The following is a 20,718-nucleotide window of genomic DNA, read 5'->3' on the forward strand; positions in this document are numbered from 1 at the left end:
GGGAGCCTTCGATGAACGCTGACCTCACCCTGGCGGGCCGTTCCGCCATCGTCACCGGCGCGGGCGCCGGGCTCGGCCGCGCCGAGGCCCTCGCCCTGGCAGCCCAGGGCGCCGACGTGGTCGTCAACGACGTGGGCCCGGCGGCCGAGGACGTCGCCGCCGAGATCCGCGCCCTCGGCCGCAAGGCCGTCGCGGTGACCGGCGACGTCGGCGACTGGTCCCTCGGCGACAGGCTCGTCGAGACCGCCGTCGACACCTTCGGCTCGCTCGACATCCTGGTCAACAACGCCGGCGTGCTCCGCGACAAGATGCTGTTCAACCTGGCCGAGTCCGACTGGGACGACGTCATCCGCGTCCACCTCAAGGGGCACGCGTCCGTCTCGCGCGCCGCCGCCGTCCACTGGCGCGCCGCGAGCAAGGCCGCCGGCGGCCCCGTCTACGGCCGGGTGATCAACACCTCGTCCGAGGCGTTCCTGTTCGGCAGCGCCGGCCAGCCCAACTACTCCGCCGCCAAGGCCGGCATCGTCGCGCTCACCCTGTCCACCAACCAGGGCCTGTCCCGGTACGGCGTCCGCGCCAACGCCATCTGCCCGCGCGCCCGCACCGCCATGACCGAGGCGTCGTTCGCCGAGGGCACCGCGCCCGGCGGGCTGGACGCCATGGCCCCCGAGCGCGTCGGGACGTTCGTGAGCTACCTGGCCTCCCCCGCCGCCGGGAACATCGGCGGGCAGGTCTTCGTCGTGTACGGCGACATGGTCGCGCTGATGGCCGCCCCGACCGTCGAGCAGAAGTTCACCGCCAAGGAGGGCGTGTTCACGGTCGAGGAGTTCGGCGCCCGGCTGTCGCCGTACTTCGAGGGCCGCGAGCCGCACCGCACGTACGCCGCGTACAGCGTCGCCGCCCTGGACGACACGGGCACCACGAACGTCCGACCCAAGTAGGCCGGCGGGGCGGCCGCCTTCCGGCGCGGGGAGGCGGCCGCCGCACTCACATGTGCGCGCCGCCGTCGACCCGGATGTCGGCGCCGGTGAGGTACCCGGCGTCGGCCGAGGCCGCGTACGCGATGGTGCCCGCGATCTGCTCCGGCGTCGCGACGCCCAGCGGGGCCAGCAGGCGGGCGTAGTAGCCGGCGTCGGCCCCCTCCGGGAACGCCACCGACCGGACCAGCGGGGTGTCGGTCGACCCCGGCGACACCGTCACCACCCGGATGCCGCGCCCGCTGACCTCGGCGGCCAGCGTGACCGAGAACCCCAGCACGGCCGCCTTGGACGCCGCGTACGCGCTCATGAACGGGTTCCCCTGCGTCGCCGACAGCGACGACACGTTCACGATCACGCCGGACCGGTCGGGCAGGTGCGGCAGCGCCTCGCGGCAGAACAGCGCGGTGCCGACGAGGTTCACCGAGAACAGCTCCTGCAGGTCCTCGACCGACAGCGTCGCGATCGGGGTCGTGCGGTGCATCCCGGCCACGTTCGCCAGGACGTCGATGCCGCCCAGCTCCGCCGCCGCCTCCCGCACGGTCTCGATCACCGCAGGCTCGTCGGTGACATCGGTCGTCCGGAAGGTGAACGTCCCGGGCCCGGCCACCGCCGCCGCGGTCTCCTTCAGCCCCTCCTCGGCGCGGTCGACGCCGAAGACGTGCGCGCCCTCCGCCGCCAGCCGGATCGCGGTGGCCCGCCCGATGCCCGACGCGGCACCGGTGAGCAGCACTTTGTGATTACCGAAGCGGGACGGCGCACCATCGAAGCGATTCATGGCGGAACGGTACAGTCCGCCCTCCGCCGCCCGGCCGGACCGTCCCGTTGATCAGGACGGGGCGTTGGAGCGCCGTGCCAGCAGCAGCCGGCAGGCCAGCCGGATGTCGTCCTCCAGGTCCGCCAGGGACGCCCGCCCGTTGAGGCTCGACTGGAGCACCCCGTACCAGCACTGCATCATCAGCCGCACCAGCGTGACGTCCTGGACGGTGGCGTTCTCGATCCCGAGCGCCTCCAGCACGATCTCCCGGAACGAGGTGTCGATCTTGATGGCGTCGGCGACGGTCGCGTACCCCGCCGTGTTCGACGACTGGAGCATCGCGTTGGCCAGCATCGGCCTGGCCAGCAGCTCCCGGCTGGCCCGCACCAGGATGTCGCCGACGGCGTCCTCGGGCGACACGTCCGGCCCGGCCGGGCGCACGCTCTCCCGGAACCGGTCCACCTGCGCCGCCATCACCGCCGTGAACAGATGCGTCTTGGACGGGAAGTAGCGGTACAGCGTCCCGATCGCCACCCCGGCGGCCTTGGCCACCTCGTGCATCTGGACGCGCTCGAACGCCTTGTCGCTGCCGATCCGCGCCGCCGCCCGGAGGATCCGCTCGCGCCGATCGTGCTGCTCGGGAGAGCTGGGCTCGGCCGCCGGCCGGGCCGATGCGATCCTCGGCACGATGTCCCCCGTTCACTTCCACCAACGTCATGACAATACATAGATCCCCGGGTCACCCGGCGTCCTCCCGATACCGGTGAGTGGGATGGAAAGTTCCGCCCGGCCGTCCGTTGCGCTTGCCTGTACCCGCCGAGACCTGAAAGGACAGCGCATGGGTTGGGACGACACGTTCGACGTGGTGGTGGCGGGTTCGGGCGCGGGGGCGATGACCGGCGCCCTGGTGGCGGCGGCGAGCGGGCTGCGCACCCTCATCCTGGAGAAGACGGACCTGCTCGGCGGCACCTCCGCCTACTCCGGCGCCTCCATCTGGCTGCCCGGCACGCAGGTGCAGGAGCGCGCGCGGCTCGACGACTCCACCGAGAACGCCCGCACCTACCTGCGGGCCCTCCTCGGCGACGAGAACGAGGCGCACCGCGAGGCGTTCCTGGAGGCCGCGCCCCAGGTCGTGGAGTTCCTGGAACGCGACCCCGCCATCGAGTTCAAGTGGAGCCCCTTCCCCGACTACTACGCCGCCCCCGGCCGGCTGGACCTCGGCCGCTCCTTCATGCCGCTGGACCTCCCCATCGCCGAACTCGGCGAGTCCGCCGCCCTCGTCCGCCCGCCGGTCGAGCGCGACCGCCCCGGCCTCGGCCACGACCCGGACCAGCCGCTCGGCGGCGGCCGCGCCCTGATCGGCCGCCTCCTGCTGGCGTTCCTCAACAGCGGCAACGGCACCGTCCGCACCGGGACTGCCCTCACCGGCCTGATCGTCGAGGGCGGCCGGGTCACCGGCGTCGAGGCGGGCGGCACCCGCATCCGCGCCGCGCGCGGCGTCCTGCTGGCCGCCGGCGGCTACGAGAACGACGACGCCATGCGCGGCGACCTGCCCGGCGGCGCCGCCTGGACGATGGCCCCCGGCGGCAACACCGGCGACGCGATCGGCGCCGCCGTCCGGATCGGCGCCGCCACCGCCCAGTTCGACCAGGCGTGGTGGTGCCCCGGCTCCGTCGACCCCGACGGGCGCGCCTCGTTCACCCTCGGCTTCCGCGGCGGCCTCATGGTGGACGGCACCGGCCGCCGCTTCTTCAACGAGTCCCTCCCCTACGACCAGGCGGGCCGGGCCATGAACGGCCACGTCCCGGCGCACCTGATCTTCGACTCCCGGTCCAAGGGCCGCCTGCCCGCCATCGCCCTCCCGGGCGCCGCCGCGGCCGACCACCTCGAAGCCGGGACCTGGGTCAAGGCCGGCACCCTCCCCGAACTCGCCGGGAAACTGAACCTGCCCGCCGACGCCCTCACCGCCACCGTGGAACGCTTCAACGGCTTCGCGGAGAAGGGCGTCGACGAGGACTTCCACCGCGGCGAGGACCCGTACGACCTGTTCTTCGCCGCCGGCAACGACGGCCCCAACCCCTGCCTCGTCCCCGTCGACCGGCCCCCGTACTACGCGGCCCGGATGGTCCTGAGCGACCTCGGCACCAAGGGCGGCCTCCGCACCGACACCGAGAGCCGCGTCCTGGACGCCTCCGGCGCCGCCATCCCCGGCCTGTACGCGGCGGGCAACACGACGGCCTCGTTCACCGGCCCGTTCTACCCGGGCCCCGGCATCCCGATCGGCTCCGGCATGGCGTTCGCCTACCGCGCCGTCCAGGACATGAAGGAAAGCGCATGAAGAAGCTCCTGGCGATCGCGGCCGCGGCCACCGCCGTGACCGCCCTCGCCGCCCCCGCCCAGGCCGCCCCCGGCCAGCGCGGGAAGGTCCTGAACGTCCAGCCCCTCACCAACGCGGCGGCACTGCCATCGGCCCGCGCGAACCACCTGGTCACCTACGTCTCCGAGGGCGTCACCGGCAGGCCGATCAAGGTCACCGGCACGGTCGCCCTCCCCCGGACCCCGGCACCGCCCGGCGGCCACCCCGTGATCACCTGGACGCACGGCACCACCGGCAACGCCGACCTCTGCGCCCCGTCCCAGGACACCCCGGACGGCCCCGCGCACGGCTACCTCTCCATCACCCAGAAGTACCTGGACAAGTGGGTGGCCAAGGGCTACGCCGTCGTCCAGACCGACTACGAGGGCCTCGGCACCCCGGGCGGGCACCCGTACATGAACGGCACCAGCGCCGCCAACACCGCGATCGACATGGTCCGCGCCGCCCGCGCGGTCGACCGCCGCGTCGGCCGCGGCTACTTCGTCATCGGCCACAGCCAGGGCGGCCACGCGGCCCTGTTCACCGCCGCCGCCCGCCAGCGTCCCAAGGACGTCGACCTGAAGGGCTCCGTCGCCCTCGCGCCCGGCTCCATGACGAGCCAGACGCCCGACTACGTCCGTACCGGCCGGCCCGGTGCCGGGGCCGCGATGTCGTTCCTGTTCATCATCCTGAACGGCGCGAAGGCCGCCGACCCGTCCCTCGACGTCGACGGCCTCCTGACCGGCGAGGCCGCCGCCATCCTGAAGGCGGGCCGCACCACCGCCTGCAACGCCCAGCTCGCCGAGATGAGCAGGACCCTCGCCCCCGAGAAGGTCTTCAAGCCGGACGCCGACCTCGGCCCCCTGACCGCCTACCTGCGCACCCAGGAGCCGATGGGCCTCACCCTCAAGGTCCCCACCCTCGTCGTCCAGGGCGCCGCCGACACCCAGGTCTCCACCCCGGCCACCGACGCCGTCGTGAAGGACCTCTGCAGCCGCTACAAGGGCATCACGTACAACCACTACGAGGGCGCCGACCACCGCGGCGTCATCGAGGCTTCGTACAACGACGCCTTCGCCTACGTGGAGGCCCTCCGCAGGGGCCGCGCCCCGCAGCCCACCTGCTGACGAGAAGACCCGAGGCCCGTGCCCACCCACCCCGGGGCACGGGCCTCACCCTTCGACAAAGCCTCCGCTGCGGCCGGGGTCCGGTTCACCCCGTGGTCGCGGGCCGGACTCGCGACGGCCATGGACGGCACGTGGTGCGCGAGGCAGGCTGGACGCGAGGGCAGTGATCCAGGAGGTCGGGCCTTGATCGTCTTTGTCTCCTTTGTCGGCGCGGTCGTGGCGGGGAGCCTCCTGGGGTTTCCGGGCTGGCTGACCATCATCAGCGCCTTCGGCGCGTTCTTCCTCGGCGCGATCATCGACACGCTGGTGCGCGGCGAGCGGCTGTCGGGAGGCGGCGGCGACGGCGGCTCCTGCGGTGGCGGCTGCGGGTGCGGCGGCGAGTAGGGCGTCCCTGCGGCCGGATCAGCCGACCTTCCAGAGCCGTACGGTGTTGTCGAAACTGCCGCCGGCCAGGGCACGGCCGTCCGGGCTGAACACGCAAAAGAACATCAATGTCTGCCGCCAGGGTACTGATCCGCCGCCCATGTGAACGGGCTTCGGGCCTCGTACGTCTCATGAACGTTCCAGCGCATCAGAGGCGAGCTCCCCGCCCCGGTGCCGCCGACCGGACAGGGGAGTTCGCATGCGCGTCCGCGTCGCCGTGGGGGTTCTCGGCGCCGTGCTCGTTCTGGCGGGGTGCGGCGGGCCGGGCACGGCGCCGGACGGTGGCGCGGTCGCGGTGCCGTCCGGGAAAGTGCAGGTCCCGAACGTCGTGGGCCGGGCCCCGCAGGAGGCCCTGGACACGATGCGGACGGCGGGATTCCGCTCGCTGGTGGAGAAGAGTGCGGGTCGCGGCGCCGAGCGCGTCGTCGTACGGCAGGATCCGCCGGCCGGCTCGGTGGTGCCGGTGGACGGCACGGTCACGCTGTACTCCGGGACGCTCGACGTGGGCCGCCCCACGTCCACGCCGAAGCCGTCGGCGACCGTCCGGCCCCGCGCGACCTCGCCCGCACCGCGCGCCACCGGCCGCGACGAGAGGCGCCGGGACCGGCGCTGCTCACGGGAGGACGCCTGGGACCGCTGGACGGACGGGTGCGACCGCCGCGACCGGTGGCGCCCGCGGCGGTAGCTCCTGTTGTACGGTCGGCTCATCGACCGGAGAGGTGACGATCGTGGCCGCACGAGGAGACCCGCCGGACATCGACGACATCGCGGAATGGGCCGAAGCCGTCCTCGGCGAGGAGGACGACCCGGAGCCCGAGGCCCCGCGGCCTCATGGCTCCGAGATGCGGTGGCTCCAGTCGACCGTCTCCCAGGACGACCCCTCGTAGCCGTCCCGGGCGATCCGCCTGAGCCGCGCGGCGGCATGGTGGGCCTTCGCGTGGGATGGCGGGCCTCTGCGCCATGCCCCATCGTCCTCCCGGATCCCGCCCGGGGCTACGGCTTCGGTTCGTAGACGTGGACGACGATGCCGGACGCGAACGGCGTGGACCTCACCAGCTTCAGGTGGGTGGTGCCGAGCCCGTCGAAGAGGCGCTCGCCGCTTCCGGAGACGACGGGGAACACCCAGAAGTGGTACTCGTCCACGAGCTTGTGTTCCAGGAGCGTCCGGTCGAGTTCCCCGGTCCCGTACTTCAGGATGTTCTTGCCCGGCCGTTCCTTGAGCGCGGCGACCTCCTCGGCGACGTCTCCCTCGATGATCGTGGCGTTCCAGGTGGCCTGGTCCGGCTTCAGGGTCCGGGAGGCGACGTGCTTGGGGAGGGCGTTCATGCGGGAGGCGTAGTCGCCCTCCTCCTGCTCCATCTGCGGCCAGACCTGCGCGAACGCCTCGTAGGTCACGCGGCCCAGCAGGAGGGCGTCGGAGGCCGAGAAGAGCTTCTCGCCGTATCCCGAGTGCTCCTCGTCCCAGTAGGGCGAGCCCCACTTCTCCGGCGAGGAGATGACCCCGTCCAGCGTCACGAACGTCGATTCGATGAGCTTGCGCATGGTTCCTCCGGTGCCGGTGCGAAATCCCTGTCAGCGGCCCATTGTGCTCCGGGGGTCGGACAGAATCACGTGCCGGCGCGGGTGGCGGCCTCGTGGCCGGCGACGCGGCCGAAGGCCAGGGCGTCGGCTATGTGGAAGCCGCCGTCCTTGAGGAAGCCGTACGTGGAGCTGACGGTGCCGGCGGCGTAGAGGCCGCCGATCGCGGTGCCGCGGGTGTCCAGGACGCGGGCGCGGCCGTCGCGGCGGGGGCCGCCGTTGCTCCAGCCGAGGAGCGGGTGGCAGCGGACCGCGTGGTACGGGGGCTGCGAGACCGGGGCGAGGGTGGCGGGGCGGCGGCCGAAGGCGTCGTCGCGGCCCTGGGCGGCCGACTCGTTGTACGCGGTGATCGTGCGTGCGAGCCGGTCGCCGGGCACGTCGATGAGGGCGGCGAGGTCCTCGATGGTGTCCGCCCGGTGGATCAGGCCCTTGGCGATCTCGGCGGAGTTGTCGGGGCTCCAGGCGTGGCCGTCCATGAGGACCGGCCAGCCGACGGGCAGCGACTCGGGGCTCGGGACGATCGGGCCCGCCGCGCGGACGCGCTCGTCGAACACCAGGTACAGGGGGTGCAGCGGGAAGTGCTCGTAGTAGCCGTTCCGCAGGACGTGGCCGTGCTTGTTGCGGGCGCTCTCGTCGATGAAGCGGCGGCCCTGGCCGTTCACGAAGACGTAGTTCTGGGCGTGCCAGAGCGCGAGGAGGTGGCCGCGGCCGCCGCCGGTCGGGACGCCGACGATCGTCATCATGTTGCTCATGTTCCACAGGTCGGCGCCGACGTCCTGCGCCATCCGGTGGCCGTCCCCGGTGGTGTACGGCGAGCCCCACGTGACGTGGCCGGTGACGCGCAGGTAGTTCGCCACCATGCCGGGGTCGGCCTCGAAGCCGCCGGTTGCCAGGACGACGCCGCCGCGCGCGCCGATGCGGAACGGGCGCCCGCCGCGGAGGGTCTCGACACCGGTCACCGCGCCGCCGGAGGTGAGGAGGCGCTGTGCCGGTTCGGAGAAGCGGACCTCGGCGCCGTTCTCCTTCAGCGCCGACAGCAGGAAGTCGTAGAGGAGGAAGTCGCCCATCCGGCCGCCGACGGTCTCCATGCCGGCGTAGCAGTCGCTGCCCTCGATGTCGTCGTACTCGGGGCCCACGTGGAAGTGGGGGTTGGTCTTCGCGTCGGCGCCCAGGCGGCGCATCCAGTCCGGGACGGCGGCGGTCTCGCGGGCCCAGGCCGCCACGACGTCGTCGGGTACGGGGAAGCCGGCGCTCAGGTTGCGCAGGAAGACCTCGGCGCGGGCGCTGTCGGCGTTGACGAACCAGCCGCCGCCGCTGACGCGGGTGTTGCCGCCGGCCGTGCCGGGGTCGCACTTCTCCACGACCAGCACCCGGGCGCCCGCCTCGCGGGCCGCGAGGGCGGCGGCGGCACCGGCCGCGCCGGCCCCGGCGACGACGACGTCGTACTCCTCGTCGAATCCCCCGGCGGGCGCCATCAGACGAGGTTGTCCTCGACGGTGAGGCCGAAGACGCCGCGGCCGTACATGGACAGGCCGCGCTCCACGTCGTTGGCCACGTGCAGGCTGCCGGCGTGGGCGTCGCGCCAGGCGCGTTCGAGGGCGTGGCCGCGGTGCAGCGAGTTGCCGCCGGCGGTCTTGAACAGGATGTCGATGGCCTCGATGGCGCGCTCGGTGCCGCGGACCTGGTCGCGGCGGGCGCGCAGCCGCAACTCCATCGGGATCGTCTCGTTCTTGACGGCGAACTCGTACATCTCGCGGATGTTGCGGTCGGTCTGGAGCGCGGCCGCGTCGATCTCGGACGCGGCGCGGGCCACCGACACCTGGGCGAACTGGTCCTCGACGAAGCGGCCGCCGCCGAGGCTGAGCCGGATGCGGTCGCGCATCTGCTCGACGTACGACTCGTAGCAGCCCTCGACGACGCCGATCACGCAGGCGGTGACGGCCGAGGTGAAGATCGTCCCGAACGGCATCCGGTAGAGGGGGCCGGGGTTGACCTTGCGGCCGGGGGTGCGCAGCTGGGCCTGGTCGAAGTTGCGGACGGTGCGGTGCTCGGGCACGAACGCCCGCTCGATCACGATGTCGTCGCTGGCGGTGCCGCGCAGCCCCATCGAGTCCCACACCTGGCGGATCTCGTAGTCCTGCCGCGGGACGAGCAGCGTCATGAAGTCGACGGGCTTGCCCTCGGCGCCGACGACCAGGCCGCCGAGCAGCGCCCAGGAGCCGAACTCGCAGCCGGACGAGAAGCCCCACCGGCCGGAGACCTCGTAGCCGCCCTCGACGGGGGTGATCCGGCCGACCGGGGCGTACGAGGAGCAGACGAGCGTGTCCTGGTCGCGGCCGTACACCTCGCGCTGCGCGGACTCGGGGAACAGGCCGAGATGCCAGGAGTGGACGCCGAGGATGCCGGCGACCCAGCCGGTGGACGCGCAGGCGCCGGAGATGGCGCGGACGGCCTCGTAGAACCGGGACGGATCGGTCTCGGTCCCGCCGAAACGGCGCGGCTGGAGCATCCGGAACAGGCCCGATCCGATGAGATCGCGGATGCTGTCGTCGGGGATCCGCCCCTTCTCGTCGACGGACTTGGCCCGCTCGGCCAGCTGCGGAAGCAGCTCGCGCACCGCTGCCTGGACCTGGTTGCTCATCCGGCCGCTCCGATTCCCGATGGTGCTCTCCTTACCATTGCAGCAGATCACCCATGGCGTCCCGGCGGGGAGACCGTCCCGGCCAATGGGACGGGGAGGCCGATTCGGCCCTCCACGACCTAGCGTTCATCCTGAGAAGACCCTCCCCTGGAAGGGATGATCCACGTGACCGCAGCCGAGACCGACGAAGTCCGCCTCATCGAGGCGGAGGAGGTCCCCACCCGGTTCGCCCGCGGGTGGCACTGCATTGGCCTGTCCAGCGGTTTCAAGGACGGCAAGCCGCACACCATCAACGCCTTCGGCACGAAGCTGGTGGTGTTCCAGGGCGAGGACGGCAAGCTCAACGTCCTGGACGCCTACTGCCGGCACATGGGCGGGGACCTGTCGCAGGGCACGGTCAAGGGCAACGAGATCGCCTGCCCGTTCCACGACTGGCGCTGGGGCGGCGACGGCCGCTGCAAGAAGATCCCGTACTCGCGCCGGGTCCCGCTGCGCGCCCGGACGAGCGCGTGGCCGACGCTCGACCAGGACGGGATGCTGTTCGTCTGGAACGACCCTGAGGGCAACCCGCCCCTGCCGGAGCAGGCGATCCCGCTGATCCCGGGCGCCACCCGCGACGACTGGACCGACTGGGTCTGGAACGAGACGATCGTGCACACCAACGTGCGCGAGGTGATCGACAACGTCGTCGACATGGCGCACTTCTTCTACATCCACCAGTCGTTCCCGACGTACTTCAAGAACGTCTTCGAGGGGCACGTCGCCACCCAGGTCATGAACGGCAAATCTCGCCCCGACAGCGGCCAGAAGGGCGGGAAGGGGCCCAAGCTGCTGGGCAACAGCTCGGTGGCGTCGTACTTCGGCCCGTCCTTCATGATCGACGAGCTCACGTACCACTACGAGGGCTTCGACCTGGAGTCGGTGCTGCTCAACTGCCACTACCCGATCGACGAGAACTCGTTCGTCCTGATGTCGGGGATCATCGCGCAGCGCTCGGACGTGCTGCCGGGCGACGCGGCCGACCAGATGGCCAGGACGATGTCGAAGTTCATCCTGACCGGCTTCAACCAGGACGTGGAGATCTGGAAGCACAAGGCGCGGATCGACAACCCGCTGCTGTGCGAGGAGGACGGCCCGGTCTACCAGCTGCGCCGCTGGTACGAGCAGTTCTACGTGGACGTCGCGGACATCGACCCGGAGATGACGGCGCGGTTCGAGCACGAGCTCGACACCACCCGCCCGGTCGAGGCGTGGCAGGCCGAGGTCGAGGAGAACCTGGCCCGGAGGGAAGCGGCCGGTTCGGCATGAGCGTGCGGCAGGACGAGCGGCTCGCCGAGGCCGCCCCCGGGGTGCCGATGACGGAGGTGGACTGCGCGCGGTGCGGCGCCGCCGTGCTCGCGCGCAAGTCCAGCTGGGAGCAGACGAGCATCCAGTGGAGCGCGCAGGCGATGGTCCTGTGCGCCGCCCCGCCGGCCGACCGCCACACCACGTGCCCGGCGCTGCGGGAGTCGATCGCGAGGGCCGCCGCGGAGGGCCGCCTCCCCATCCTCGACGAGGCGACCCCGTCCTACGGCGCCGAGGTCACGGACCGCCCCGACCATGACCACTGAGCCGCCCGCGAAGCGCCGAGCGGACGCGAGGCGATGAGCACTGATCGGATGAACGCTGAACTGGAGGGGCGGGTCGCGGTCGTGACCGGGGCCGGGGACGGCATCGGGCGCGGCGTGGCCCGCCGGTTCGCGGCGGCCGGGGCGAAGGTGGTCGTCGCGGAGCTGAACGAGGAGAGCGGCCGCCGGGTCGCGAAGGAGCTGGAGTCCGAGTTCGGCGCCGAGGCCCTCTTCGTGGCCACCGACGTGACCGTGAAGGCGCGGGTCGAGGCCATGGTGGCGGCGGCCGTCGAGGCGTGGGGCCGGGTGGACGTCCTGGTCAACAACGCCTGGGGCGCGGGCACCGTCGGCCGGGTCGAGGCCAAGACCGACGCGCAGCTGGAACGCGGTTTCGCGATGGGCTACTACGGCCCCCTGTGGGCGATGCAGGCCGCGTTCCCGCACATGAAGACGCGCGGCTGGGGCCGCGTGATCAACATGTGCTCGCTGAACGGGGTCAACGCCCACATGGGGACGCTGGAGTACAACTCCGCCAAGGAGGCGCTGCGGACGCTGACCCGTACGGCGGCGCGCGAGTGGGCGCCCACGGGCGTGGTCGTGAACGCGGTGTGCCCGGGCGCCAAGAGCGCGGCGTTCCGGCGGATGGCGGCGGCCCATCCGGAGATCGAGGCGGCCGCCGACGCGGCGAACCCGATGGGCCGGCTGGGCGATCCCGAGGAGGACATCGCGCCGGTGGTGCTCTTCCTGGCGAGCGAGGGGGCCCGCTACCTGACCGGCAACACGCTGTTCGTGGACGGCGGATCGCACATCAACGGCGTCCGGTGGACGCCGGATCTGGACGGAGAAGAATGATCGATAAGGACCGGTACGGGCCCTGGGCCGTCATCGCGGGCGGTTCGGAGGGCGTCGGCGCGTCGTTCGCGATGCGGCTGGCGGAGGCGGGCCTGAACCTGGTGCTGATCGCCCGCAAGCCCGGTCCGCTGGACGAGACCGCCGAGCGGGTGCGGGCCACGACGGGCGCCGAGGTCCGCACGATCGAGCTGGACCTGATCGCGCCGGAGCCGCTGAAGGCGATCCGGGCGGTCACCGACGGCCTGGACGTCGGCCTGATGATCTACAACGCGGGGGCCAACAGCTACGGGCACGAGTTCGTGACCGGCGACCTGGAGCGCTTCCAGGACGTGATCGACCTGAACATCACCGCGCAGCTCGCGATCACGCAGCACTTCGGCGCGCTGATGAAGGAGCGCGGCCGGGGCGGGATCATCCTGGTCGGCTCGATGGCCGGATTCATGGGGCAGGCGCAGATCAGCGTCTACTCGGCGGTCAAGGCGTTCGGCCGGATCTTCGCCGAGGGGCTGTGGCTGGAGCTGGGCGAGCACGGCGTGGACGTGCTGGAGCTGGTGCTGGGCGTGACCCGCACCCCGGCGATGGAACGCGCCGGCCTCAACATGGACATCCCCGGCCTGAACGTGGCCGAGCCGGACGACGTCGCGCGCGAGGGCCTGGAGCACATCGCGGACGGCCCGGTGTGGGTCGCGGGCGGCAACCTGGAGGCGGCGGAGAAGCGCGGCGGCTTCCCGCGCGCGAAGAAGGTCGCGGGCGCGCACGCGGCGATGAAGCGGATGCTTCCGCCGAGCAGCTGACGGATGCTGACGCCGGAGGCCGGCGCGGCGCCCGGCGGGCGCCGCGCGGGCCCGTCTCAGCTCAGGAGCGTGTAGCCGGCCCCGTCTCGCCTGTAGACGGGGTCGGCCGTCTTCCACGCCTCGGTGCGCAGCGGCCGCTTGATCACCTTGTTGGTGGCGGTGCGCGGCAGCTCGGTCACCACGCGGACGTACCTCGGCGCCCACTTGGTGCCCAGATCGGGCTGCGCGTCCAGGAACGCCGCGAACGCGGCGGGATCGAAGGACGCGCCGGGCACCAGCGCCACCGCGGCCATCACCTGGTCGCCGACGTGCTCGTCCGGTACGGCGTACACGGCGACGTCGTCGAACGCGTCGAAGCGGGCGAGCAGCCGCTCGACGGGGGCGGCGGCGAAGTTCTCGCCGTCCACCCGAAGCCAGTCGCTGTCGCGGCCGGCGAAGTACCAGTAGCCGGCCTCGTCCCGGTACGCCAGGTCGCCCGACCACACCCAGCCGTTGCGGACGCGCTTGGCGGTGGCCTCGGGGTTGTTGTAGTAGCCCTCGAAGCGCGCGGCGCCGGTCTTGTCGACGATCTCGCCGATGGCCTCGTCGCCGTTCAGCAGCGAGCCGTGCTCGTCGAAGCGGGCGGGCGGGCACTCCTCCATGGTGTCGGGGTCGACGACGGCGGTGCCCTCGGGCGCCACGCCGAGCGAGCCGGGCGGCGTGCCGGGGACGCGGTTGAGCCGGATCTCGCCCTCGCTGGACCCGTACGAGTCGATCACCTGGCAGCCGAACCGGCGGCCGAACGCGGCGATGTCGCGCTCGGCGGCCTCGTTCCCGAACGCGATCTTGAGCGGGTTGTCGGCGTCGTCGTCCCGCTCGGGGACGGCCAGGATGTAGCTGAGCGGCTTGCCGACGTAGTTGAAGAACGTGACGCCGTACCGCCGCACGTCCGGCAGGAACCCGGAGGCGGAGAACCTGCGGCGCAGGACGAGCCGCCCGCCGGTGGCGACGGCGGGCGCGATCCCGGCCATGATCGCGTTGGAGTGGAACATCGGCATCACGACGTAGAAGACGTCGTCGCTCGTGAGGCCGCGCCGGTCGCGCTGCTGGAGGGAGATCCGGCCGAGCCGCTCCTGGCTGCAGATGACCGCCTTGGGCGCGGACGTGGTCCCCGACGTGAAGACCAGCGAGAAGTAGGTGTCCGGGCTGACGGCGGGGGCGTCCTCGGGCAGCGGCGCGGCGGCGGCCAGGCGTTCCTTGTACGCGTCCGCGTCGGCCGTCAGCAGCGGGACGTCCGGGACGAGGCCGTCGATCAGCGGTGACCGCGAGGTCTCGGTGACGACCACGCCGCAGTCGGTGAAGCCGATGTCGCGGGCCAGCTCGGCGCCGCGCCGGGTCGGGTTCAGCTCGACGACGGGGATGCCGGCGAGGGCGGCGCCGAGGAGCCAGAAGAGATGCTCCGGGCCGTTCTCCAGGAAGAGGCCGAGGTGCCAGGGGCCGTCGGCGTCGGCGCTGAGCTCGCGGGCGAGCCCGCCCCGGCGGCGCGCCTCGGCGACGACCTCGCGCCACGTCCAGGTGTCGTCCTCGAAGCACAGCCCGGTCCGGTCGTCCGCGGAGCGCGCCGCGACCAGTTCCGCGAACGTGACCGGGGCCGCGCCCGCCCGCTCGTCCGCGGGCAGCGTGCCCGTCGCCGTGTTCCCCGAACCGCCGGCCATCGCGTTCCCTTCCGCAGACGCAGTGCTCCACCAGCGAACATGGCCGCAACCGCGGCGGTGGAGTGACGCAGGTCTCAGTCAGTGGGACTGCCGCTCCCGGATGCGGTCTGCGCTGTTTATGTCGTTCCGGCCTTACCGAAGCGCGGTTGGCGGCGGTTCTCGGGAGGAATGTGAACACCTTCGGCAGCAGACGGCCACGATTCATCGGTGGCCTTCTCGTCACCGCTCTGCTGGCGGCCTCGTGCGCCTGGCAGGGCGAGGGGAAGGGCGCGGGCGGCACCGCCGCACCGGACGGGCCCCGCAACGAGTACAAGATCGGGATGATCGGCCGAGAGGGCGGCGACGGCGGCGGCCCGGTCAAGGGCGGCACGCTCACGATGAGCGCCTACTCCGAGGAGGGGCTGCTCGACCCGGCCGACGCGATCGTCGCCGGCTCCACCGGCGGCATAGAGCTGGCCGCCGTCTACGACGTGCTGATGCGGTACGACACCGCCTCCGGGAGGCTCGAACCCCAGCTCGCCAAGGATCTCAAGGTGAGCGAGGACGGGAGGAGCTGGACGCTCACCCTCCGCGACGGCGTCACGTTCAGCGACGGGAAGCCGCTGGACGCCCAGGCCGTCAAGTGGAGCATCGACCGGTACGTCAAGAACGGCGGCGACGAGGCGGCGCTCTGGAAGGCGAACGTCACCGCCACCGAGACGCCCGACGACGGCACCGTCGTGTTCCGGCTGGCGAAGAAGTGGCCGACGTTCGGGTACGTGCTCGCCGGCGGCGCCGGGATGATCGTCGCGAGGTCGGCGGAGAAGGGCGGCAAGTTCACCCCGGTCGGGGCGGGCGCGTTCACGTTCGGCTCGTACAAGCCGCAGGAGGAGACCGTCCTCGAAGCGCGCGAGGACTACTGGGACGGCCGCCCCAACCTCGACCGGGTCCGCGTCGTGTACGTCAACGACCCGAACGCCGCGCTGGACGCCCTCAAGAGCAGGCGGACGCAGGCCGCGTTCTTCCGCGACCCCGTCATCACCCAGGAGGCGCTGGACGGCGGCTTCCACGGCTTCTACAACCTCGTCGCGCTCGGCAACGTCGGGGTCATCAACTCCGCCCCCGGACGGCCCGGCGCCGACGCCCGGGTGCGCAGGGCGATGTTCCACGCGATCAAGCCGGAGGTCATCTACCAGCGCGCCTACCCGGGGACCACGAGCCTCGCGTCCAACGAGATCTTCCCGAGGTTCTCCACCTGGCACACCGGCACCCCGCCGCTCGCGTACGACCCGGAGAAGGCCCGCCGGCTCCTCAAGGAGGCGAAGGCCGGCGGGTACGACGGCAAGGTCAGCTGGCTGGACGGCCAGGACCCCGCCTCCCGCACCACCGCGCTCGCGGTCAAGGCGATGCTGGAGAACGTCGGCTTCGACGTCGAGCTGGACCTGGTCCGCTCGATCGCCGACCAGACCGCCAAGGTCGCCGTCCGCAAGAGCTACGACATCGCCGGCTGGGGCATGAGCTGGCGCGAGGCGGGACCGTTCGGCCGGATGTACGCCACCCTGCACACCAAGGGCAACGCCCGCTTCGGCATGCCCGCCTCACCCGAGATGTCGGGCCTGATCGAGGAGTTGCAGAGCGCCGAGACCCCGGAGGCCGAGCGCGCGGTGATGGGCCGCATCCAGCGGCGCTGGAACGAGGACGTCCCCGCGCTGGTCTTCGGCCCGCAGCCCGAGCTGCTCGCCTGGCAGAAGGAGGTGCGGGGCGTGATCGGCACCGTCAACGCCATGGTCCTGCTGGACGACGCCTGGATCGCCCGATGACCGGGCCCGCGGCGAGAGAGGGGAGGTGACCGCCGTGACGAGCAAGGCGCGGACCCTGGCGAAGCGGCTGGGCGAGCTGGTCCTGGTGCTGTTCATCGTGAGCGTCGGCACGTTCGCCCTGGTGGACCTGATGCCGGGCGACCCCGCCGTGGTCGTGCTCGGCGAGGGGCACGCCCCGGCCGAGTACGAGGCGCAGCGGGAGAAGATGGGGCTGAACGACCCGTTCCCGGTGCGGTACGGCGAATGGGTGGGCTCGGCCGTCACCGGCGACCTGGGCGACTCGTTCCTGCCGCCCTACAGCGACGTCGCCGAGCGCATCGGGGCGGCGCTGCCGGTCAGCGTCCAGCTGGCGCTGATGGCGCTGGTGATGGCGCTGGTCGCGGCCGTCCCGCTCGCGATGTGGTCGGCCTACAACTCCGGCGGCCGGGTCGACCGGATCATCAGCGCGGGCACGTTCGGCGTGCTGTCGGTGCCCAGCTTCCTGTGCGGGATGCTGCTGATCGCCGTCTTCGCGAACGGGCTCGGCTGGTTCCCCCGGCTGGAATGGGCCCGGATCAGCGACGGCCTCGGCCCCAACCTGCACCACGCGTTCCTGCCCGCGCTCACGATCGCGCTGGCCGAGACCGCAACGTTCGCCCGCGTGCTGCGCGGCGACCTGATCACCACGCTGCGCGAGGACTTCATCCTCGCCGCCCGGGCCAAGGGCATGTCGCCGCTGCACGTGCTGGTCAGGGACGCGCTGCGGCCGTCCTCGTTCTCGCTGATCACGCTGCTCGGCATCAGCATGGGGCGGCTGGTCGGCAGCACGGTGATCGTGGAGTACCTGTTCGCGCTCCCCGGGATGGGCTCGCTGATCATCGGCTCGGCCGACCAGGGCGACGTCCCGATGGTGCAGGGGGCGGTGCTGGTCATCGCGCTCCTGTACGTCCTGGTGAACGCCCTGATCGACCTGTCCTACGGCCGTCTCGACCCACGAATCAGGCGGGCCCATGTCTGACACCCTCACCGTCCCTCCACCGACCGCGTCCCCGTCCCCCGCGGCCCCGCGCCGTACATCGTGGCCCGGCCTGGCCGCGGCCGTCCCCGGCCTGGTGGTCTCCGGGCTGTCGGTCACCGTCCTCGCCGGCTCCGGCTGGCCGCAGGTCGTCGCGGTGGTCGCCGGGCTCGGCGCCTCGTACTGGGGCCTGAACGCCCTGGGCCGCGCCCGGTTCGGCGCCTCGTTCGACCTGATGTTCTGGCTGTGCGCGATCTGGCTGATCACGCTGGTGGCGGCCGCGATCGCGGCGCCGCTGCTGCCGATGAGCGAGCACCAGGACATCGTCCGGACGCTGAACTCGCCCGGCATGGCCGTCCCGGACCTGTCCACCGCGCACCCGCTCGGCACCAACAACTTCGGCCTCGACCTGCTCGGACGCATCGTGTACGGCGCCCGCTCGTCGCTGGTGGTGTCGCTGGCCGCCGTGCTGATCGGCATGATCGTCGGCGGTGCGATCGGGATCGCGGCCGGCTACTTCCGGCGCGCCACCGACGCGACCGTCGGCGTGCTCACCAACGCGCTGCTGGCCGTCCCGCCGCTGATCCTGCTGATCGCGCTGGGCACCGTGCTGGAGCCCAGCCTGCGCAACATCTCGATCGCGCTGTCGCTGCTGGCGCTGCCCGGCATGATCCGGATGGCCCGCGCGAACACCCTCGCGTTCGCGCAGCGCGAGTTCGTGCTGGCCGCCCAGGCGCTCGGCGCGTCCAAGTGGCGGATCATGCTGCGCGAGCTGGCGCCGAACGTGGCGCTGCCGCTGGCCTCGTACGGCATGGTCATGGTGTCGGTGCTGATCGTCGCCGAGGCGTCGCTGAGCTTCCTCGGCCTGGGAATCCAGCCGCCCGCCCCGTCCTGGGGCAACATGATCGCCGAGGGGCAGGACAACAACGCGTTCTCCGAGCACCCGCACATCGTGCTCGTCCCCGGCGTCACGCTCTTCCTGACCGTCTTCGCGTTCAACCTGATCGGCGAGAAGGCCCGGAAGCGCTGGGACCCCCGACAGGCGAAGCTCTAGTGCCCGCGGCGAAAGGGAGCGCATCCATGGAACAGAGCACCCGGGAGCAGGGGCCCCTCCTGTCCGTCGAGGACCTGCGCACCGAGATCCGCACCGAGCGCGGCACCGTGCGCGCGGTGGACGGCGTCTCGTTCACCGTCGGGCGCGGCGAGATGTTCGGCATCGTCGGCGAGTCCGGATCGGGCAAGTCCGTCCTCGGCCGCACCGTCATGGGCCTGTACTCCACCGGCCCCACGATGACCGTGACGGGGAAGGCCGTACTGGACGGCAAGGACGTGCACGCGCTGCCCGAGGCCGAGCGGCGCAAGCTGTGGGGAACGGGCGCCGGCATGGTCTTCCAGGACCCCTCGACCGCCCTCAACCCGGTCAAGAAGGTGGGCCGGCACCTCACCGAGAGCCTGCGCAAGCACGGCGGCCTGTCCCGCGCCGCCGCCCGCGCCAAGGCCGAGGAGCTCCTGGCCCTCGTCGGCATCCCCGAACCGCGCCGCCGCCTCGACCAGTACCCGCACGAGCTGTCGGGCGGCATGCGCCAGCGCGTCGTGATCGCGATGGCGCTGGCCGGCGAGCCGTCCCTGCTCATCGCCGACGAGCCCACCACCGCGCTGGACGTGACCGTGCAGAAGCAGATCCTGGACCTGCTCGCGCGGCTCCAGTCCGAACTCGGCACCGCGATCATCCTGATCAGCCACAACCTCGCCGTCGTCGCGGGCCGCGCCGACCGGGTCGCGGTCATGTACGCGGGCCGGATGGCGGAGCTGGCCCCCGCCGGCGCGCTGTTCGCGAGCCCGCGCCACCCGTACACCGAGGCCCTGCTCGCCTCGGTGCCGCGGCTGGGCGACCCGCCGCACACCACGCTCCAGGCGATCGACGGCACCCCGCCCGACATCGCCGCCCTGCCGCCCGGCTGCCGGTTCGCGCCGCGCTGCCGGTACGCGGCGGACGACTGCCGCACGGACCTGCCCGTCCTCGTACCGGATCCGGGCGGTGCCGGCGGCCACTCGTTCGCCTGCCACCACCCCGTCACCAATGGAGGTGCCTGATGGCCGGTACCGGCACCGCGCACATGCGCCCGGACGGCGACCGCGTCCTCACCGTGACCGACCTCGTCGTGGAGTTCCCGGCCGGCGGCGGCCAGAAGGTCCACGCGGTCTCCGGGATCAGCTTCGACCTCCTGGACGGCGAGACGCTCGGCATCCTCGGCGAGTCGGGCTGCGGCAAGACCAGCGCGGGCCGCGCCGTCATGCAGCTGCCGCCGCCCACGAGCGGTTCGGTCGCGTTCGGCGGCACCGAGCTGACCGGCCTGTCCCCCGCGGCCCTCCGCGAGCAGCGCCGCAGGCTCCAGATCATCCTGCAGAACCCGGTGGCCGCCCTGAACCCGCGCCGCAAGGTCAAGGACCTGGTCGCCGAGGGCCCGTCCGTCTGGGGCGGCAGGCCGGACCGCGCGCGGATCGAGGAGGTCCTGCGGGCGGTCGGCCTCGACCCGGCCACCGTCTGGGACCGCCGCCCGCACGAGCTGTCCGGCGGCCAGTGCCAGCGCGTCTGCATCGCCCGCGCCCTGATGCTGGACCCCCGCGTCCTCATCTGCGACGAGCCCGTCTCCAGCCTGGACGTCTCCGTCCAGGCGCAGATCCTCAACCTGCTGGAGGAGACCAAGTCCCGGTACGGGCTCAGCATGGTCTTCATCGCCCACGACCTGGCCGTGGTGAAGAACATCAGCGACCGGATCATGGTGATGTACCTGGGCAAGGTCTGTGAGGTCGTCCCGTCCGCGACGCTCGCCGAGGAGGCCCGGCACCCGTACACGAGGCTGCTCCTGGAGTCGGTCCCCGAGGCGGACACGGACGGGGCCGCCGGCGCGGCGCGGGAGAACACCGAGCCCCCGTCCCCCCTGAACCCGCCGTCCGGCTGCCGCTTCCGCACCCGCTGCCCCCTGGCCACCGACCGGTGCGCCGAGGAGGAGCCGGTCCTCCGCGAGGCCGCCGCCGGCCACCACGTCGCCTGCCACCACGCGGACGTCTGACACGGCGGCGCGCCGTCGCCACCTCAGCGAAGACCCTCCGGCCCG

21 protein-coding genes are annotated in these 20,718 nt (G+C 72.4%); 15 read left to right on the forward strand and 6 right to left on the reverse strand.

Annotated elements, in window-relative coordinates; translation table 11 throughout:
- Positions 1–11: 11 nt before the first annotated feature.
- Positions 12–941, forward strand: coding sequence for a 3-oxoacyl-ACP reductase (locus ACA361_RS34100; protein WP_375018977.1), 930 nt, complete (start codon positions 12–14; stop codon positions 939–941).
- A 46-nt stretch (positions 942–987) separates the two neighbouring features.
- Here ACA361_RS34100 and ACA361_RS34105 read toward each other — a convergent pair whose 3' ends face one another.
- Together ACA361_RS34105 and ACA361_RS34110 are read right to left on the reverse strand one after the other, a co-directional pair.
- Positions 988–1,755 carry an SDR family NAD(P)-dependent oxidoreductase gene (locus ACA361_RS34105; protein WP_375018979.1) on the reverse strand — a complete coding sequence of 256 codons (768 nt, stop codon included), beginning with the start codon at positions 1,753–1,755 and terminating at the stop codon, positions 988–990.
- A 51-nt stretch (positions 1,756–1,806) separates the two neighbouring features.
- Entirely contained in the window at positions 1,807–2,421 is a 615-nt protein-coding gene (locus ACA361_RS34110; RefSeq protein ID WP_375018981.1) for a TetR/AcrR family transcriptional regulator, read from the reverse strand.
- A gap of 151 nt (positions 2,422–2,572) precedes the next feature.
- On the opposite strand from ACA361_RS34110, the gene ACA361_RS34115 reads away from it, so the two are divergent.
- The 5 genes from ACA361_RS34115 to ACA361_RS34135 all read left to right on the forward strand — a co-directional run bounded on the left by ACA361_RS34115 (position 2,573) and on the right by ACA361_RS34135 (position 6,527).
- Entirely contained in the window at positions 2,573–4,072 is a 1,500-nt protein-coding gene (locus ACA361_RS34115; protein ID WP_375018983.1) for an FAD-dependent oxidoreductase, read from the forward strand.
- Positions 4,069–5,217 carry an alpha/beta hydrolase family protein gene (locus ACA361_RS34120; protein WP_375018985.1) on the forward strand — a complete coding sequence of 383 codons (1,149 nt, stop codon included), beginning with the start codon at positions 4,069–4,071 and terminating at the stop codon, positions 5,215–5,217. Before ACA361_RS34115 ends, ACA361_RS34120 begins: the two co-directional genes overlap by 4 nt.
- Positions 5,218–5,400: 183 nt before the next feature.
- Positions 5,401–5,601, forward strand: coding sequence for a hypothetical protein (locus ACA361_RS34125; protein ID WP_375018987.1), 201 nt, complete (start codon positions 5,401–5,403; stop codon positions 5,599–5,601).
- 238 nt (positions 5,602–5,839) lie between these two features.
- A complete protein-coding gene (locus ACA361_RS34130; protein ID WP_375018989.1) occupies positions 5,840–6,325 on the forward strand; it encodes a PASTA domain-containing protein in 486 nt (161 codons plus the stop codon).
- A 43-nt stretch (positions 6,326–6,368) separates the two neighbouring features.
- On the forward strand, positions 6,369–6,527 hold the full coding sequence (locus tag ACA361_RS34135) for a hypothetical protein (RefSeq protein WP_375018991.1): 159 nt from the start codon (positions 6,369–6,371) through the stop codon (positions 6,525–6,527).
- 106 nt (positions 6,528–6,633) lie between these two features.
- Here ACA361_RS34135 and ACA361_RS34140 read toward each other — a convergent pair whose 3' ends face one another.
- The 3 genes from ACA361_RS34140 to hsaA form a co-directional block, all read right to left on the reverse strand.
- Positions 6,634–7,182, reverse strand: coding sequence for a dihydrofolate reductase family protein (locus tag ACA361_RS34140; protein WP_375018992.1), 549 nt, complete (start codon positions 7,180–7,182; stop codon positions 6,634–6,636).
- A gap of 65 nt (positions 7,183–7,247) precedes the next feature.
- Positions 7,248–8,693 carry an FAD-dependent oxidoreductase gene (locus tag ACA361_RS34145; RefSeq protein ID WP_375018994.1) on the reverse strand — a complete coding sequence of 482 codons (1,446 nt, stop codon included), beginning with the start codon at positions 8,691–8,693 and terminating at the stop codon, positions 7,248–7,250.
- Entirely contained in the window at positions 8,693–9,859 is a 1,167-nt protein-coding gene (hsaA, locus tag ACA361_RS34150) for a 3-hydroxy-9,10-secoandrosta-1,3,5(10)-triene-9,17-dione monooxygenase oxygenase subunit (RefSeq protein WP_375018996.1), read from the reverse strand. The genes ACA361_RS34145 and hsaA overlap by 1 nt, the downstream gene beginning before the upstream one ends.
- 156 nt (positions 9,860–10,015) lie before the next feature.
- Between hsaA and ACA361_RS34155 the strand changes: the two genes are divergently transcribed.
- From ACA361_RS34155 to ACA361_RS34170, 4 genes are read left to right on the forward strand one after another with little or no spacing between them, the layout of a single operon-like run.
- Entirely contained in the window at positions 10,016–11,167 is a 1,152-nt protein-coding gene (locus ACA361_RS34155; protein ID WP_375018998.1) for a Rieske 2Fe-2S domain-containing protein, read from the forward strand.
- Positions 11,164–11,469 (forward strand): ferredoxin, encoded by a 306-nt coding sequence (locus tag ACA361_RS34160; protein ID WP_375019000.1) that lies wholly within the window; start codon positions 11,164–11,166, stop codon positions 11,467–11,469. Before ACA361_RS34155 ends, ACA361_RS34160 begins: the two co-directional genes overlap by 4 nt.
- 48 nt (positions 11,470–11,517) lie before the next feature.
- Positions 11,518–12,318: an SDR family NAD(P)-dependent oxidoreductase gene (locus ACA361_RS34165; protein ID WP_375019001.1), complete on the forward strand. Its 801-nt coding sequence runs from the start codon at positions 11,518–11,520 to the stop codon at positions 12,316–12,318.
- Complete coding sequence (locus tag ACA361_RS34170; protein ID WP_375019003.1) at positions 12,315–13,112, forward strand: SDR family NAD(P)-dependent oxidoreductase; 798 nt, start codon at positions 12,315–12,317, stop codon at positions 13,110–13,112. The genes ACA361_RS34165 and ACA361_RS34170 overlap by 4 nt, the downstream gene beginning before the upstream one ends.
- A gap of 56 nt (positions 13,113–13,168) precedes the next feature.
- Here ACA361_RS34170 and ACA361_RS34175 read toward each other — a convergent pair whose 3' ends face one another.
- A complete protein-coding gene (locus ACA361_RS34175) occupies positions 13,169–14,806 on the reverse strand; it encodes an AMP-binding protein (protein ID WP_375019004.1) in 1,638 nt (545 codons plus the stop codon).
- A 170-nt stretch (positions 14,807–14,976) separates the two neighbouring features.
- On the opposite strand from ACA361_RS34175, the gene ACA361_RS34180 reads away from it, so the two are divergent.
- The 5 genes from ACA361_RS34180 to ACA361_RS34200 are packed head-to-tail and all read left to right on the forward strand — an operon-like array spanning position 14,977 to position 20,673.
- Entirely contained in the window at positions 14,977–16,605 is a 1,629-nt protein-coding gene (locus ACA361_RS34180) for an ABC transporter substrate-binding protein (RefSeq protein WP_375019005.1), read from the forward strand.
- A 34-nt stretch (positions 16,606–16,639) separates the two neighbouring features.
- Positions 16,640–17,602: an ABC transporter permease gene (locus ACA361_RS34185; RefSeq protein WP_375019007.1), complete on the forward strand. Its 963-nt coding sequence runs from the start codon at positions 16,640–16,642 to the stop codon at positions 17,600–17,602.
- Positions 17,595–18,653: an ABC transporter permease gene (locus ACA361_RS34190; RefSeq protein ID WP_375019009.1), complete on the forward strand. Its 1,059-nt coding sequence runs from the start codon at positions 17,595–17,597 to the stop codon at positions 18,651–18,653. The genes ACA361_RS34185 and ACA361_RS34190 overlap by 8 nt, the downstream gene beginning before the upstream one ends.
- A gap of 26 nt (positions 18,654–18,679) precedes the next feature.
- The gene (locus ACA361_RS34195) at positions 18,680–19,693 is read left to right on the forward strand and encodes an ABC transporter ATP-binding protein (RefSeq protein WP_375019011.1); all 1,014 of its coding nucleotides are present in this window, start codon (positions 18,680–18,682) and stop codon (positions 19,691–19,693) included.
- Complete coding sequence (locus tag ACA361_RS34200) at positions 19,693–20,673, forward strand: ABC transporter ATP-binding protein (RefSeq protein WP_375019013.1); 981 nt, start codon at positions 19,693–19,695, stop codon at positions 20,671–20,673. Before ACA361_RS34195 ends, ACA361_RS34200 begins: the two co-directional genes overlap by 1 nt.
- Positions 20,674–20,718 lie beyond the last annotated feature (45 nt).

It is taken from the genome of Actinomadura sp. 21ATH (genome assembly GCF_041951345.1).
Lineage (GTDB): Bacteria > Actinomycetota > Actinomycetes > Streptosporangiales > Streptosporangiaceae > Spirillospora.

Excerpts from the sequence above, each read along its gene's own strand:
- ACA361_RS34120 (WP_375018985.1), top strand. The coding sequence starts at position 4,069 with ATGAAGAAGCTCCTGGCGATCGCGGCCGCGGCCACCGCCGTGACCGCC.
- ACA361_RS34195 (WP_375019011.1), top strand. The coding sequence starts at position 18,680 with ATGGAACAGAGCACCCGGGAGCAGGGGCCCCTCCTGTCCGTCGAGGAC.
- ACA361_RS34155 (WP_375018998.1), top strand. The coding sequence starts at position 10,016 with ATGATCCACGTGACCGCAGCCGAGACCGACGAAGTCCGCCTCATCGAG.
- ACA361_RS34175 (WP_375019004.1), bottom strand. The coding sequence starts at position 14,806 with ATGGCCGGCGGTTCGGGGAACACGGCGACGGGCACGCTGCCCGCGGAC.
- ACA361_RS34105 (WP_375018979.1), bottom strand. The coding sequence starts at position 1,755 with ATGAATCGCTTCGATGGTGCGCCGTCCCGCTTCGGTAATCACAAAGTG.
- ACA361_RS34190 (WP_375019009.1), top strand. The coding sequence starts at position 17,595 with ATGTCTGACACCCTCACCGTCCCTCCACCGACCGCGTCCCCGTCCCCC.
- ACA361_RS34100 (WP_375018977.1), top strand. The coding sequence starts at position 12 with ATGAACGCTGACCTCACCCTGGCGGGCCGTTCCGCCATCGTCACCGGC.
- ACA361_RS34165 (WP_375019001.1), top strand. The coding sequence starts at position 11,518 with ATGAACGCTGAACTGGAGGGGCGGGTCGCGGTCGTGACCGGGGCCGGG.
- ACA361_RS34160 (WP_375019000.1), top strand. The coding sequence starts at position 11,164 with ATGAGCGTGCGGCAGGACGAGCGGCTCGCCGAGGCCGCCCCCGGGGTG.
- ACA361_RS34115 (WP_375018983.1), top strand. The coding sequence starts at position 2,573 with ATGGGTTGGGACGACACGTTCGACGTGGTGGTGGCGGGTTCGGGCGCG.
- ACA361_RS34170 (WP_375019003.1), top strand. The coding sequence starts at position 12,315 with ATGATCGATAAGGACCGGTACGGGCCCTGGGCCGTCATCGCGGGCGGT.
- ACA361_RS34130 (WP_375018989.1), top strand. The coding sequence starts at position 5,840 with ATGCGCGTCCGCGTCGCCGTGGGGGTTCTCGGCGCCGTGCTCGTTCTG.
- ACA361_RS34200 (WP_375019013.1), top strand. The coding sequence starts at position 19,693 with ATGGCCGGTACCGGCACCGCGCACATGCGCCCGGACGGCGACCGCGTC.
- ACA361_RS34145 (WP_375018994.1), bottom strand. The coding sequence starts at position 8,693 with ATGGCGCCCGCCGGGGGATTCGACGAGGAGTACGACGTCGTCGTCGCC.
- ACA361_RS34140 (WP_375018992.1), bottom strand. The coding sequence starts at position 7,182 with ATGCGCAAGCTCATCGAATCGACGTTCGTGACGCTGGACGGGGTCATC.
- hsaA (WP_375018996.1), bottom strand. The coding sequence starts at position 9,859 with ATGAGCAACCAGGTCCAGGCAGCGGTGCGCGAGCTGCTTCCGCAGCTG.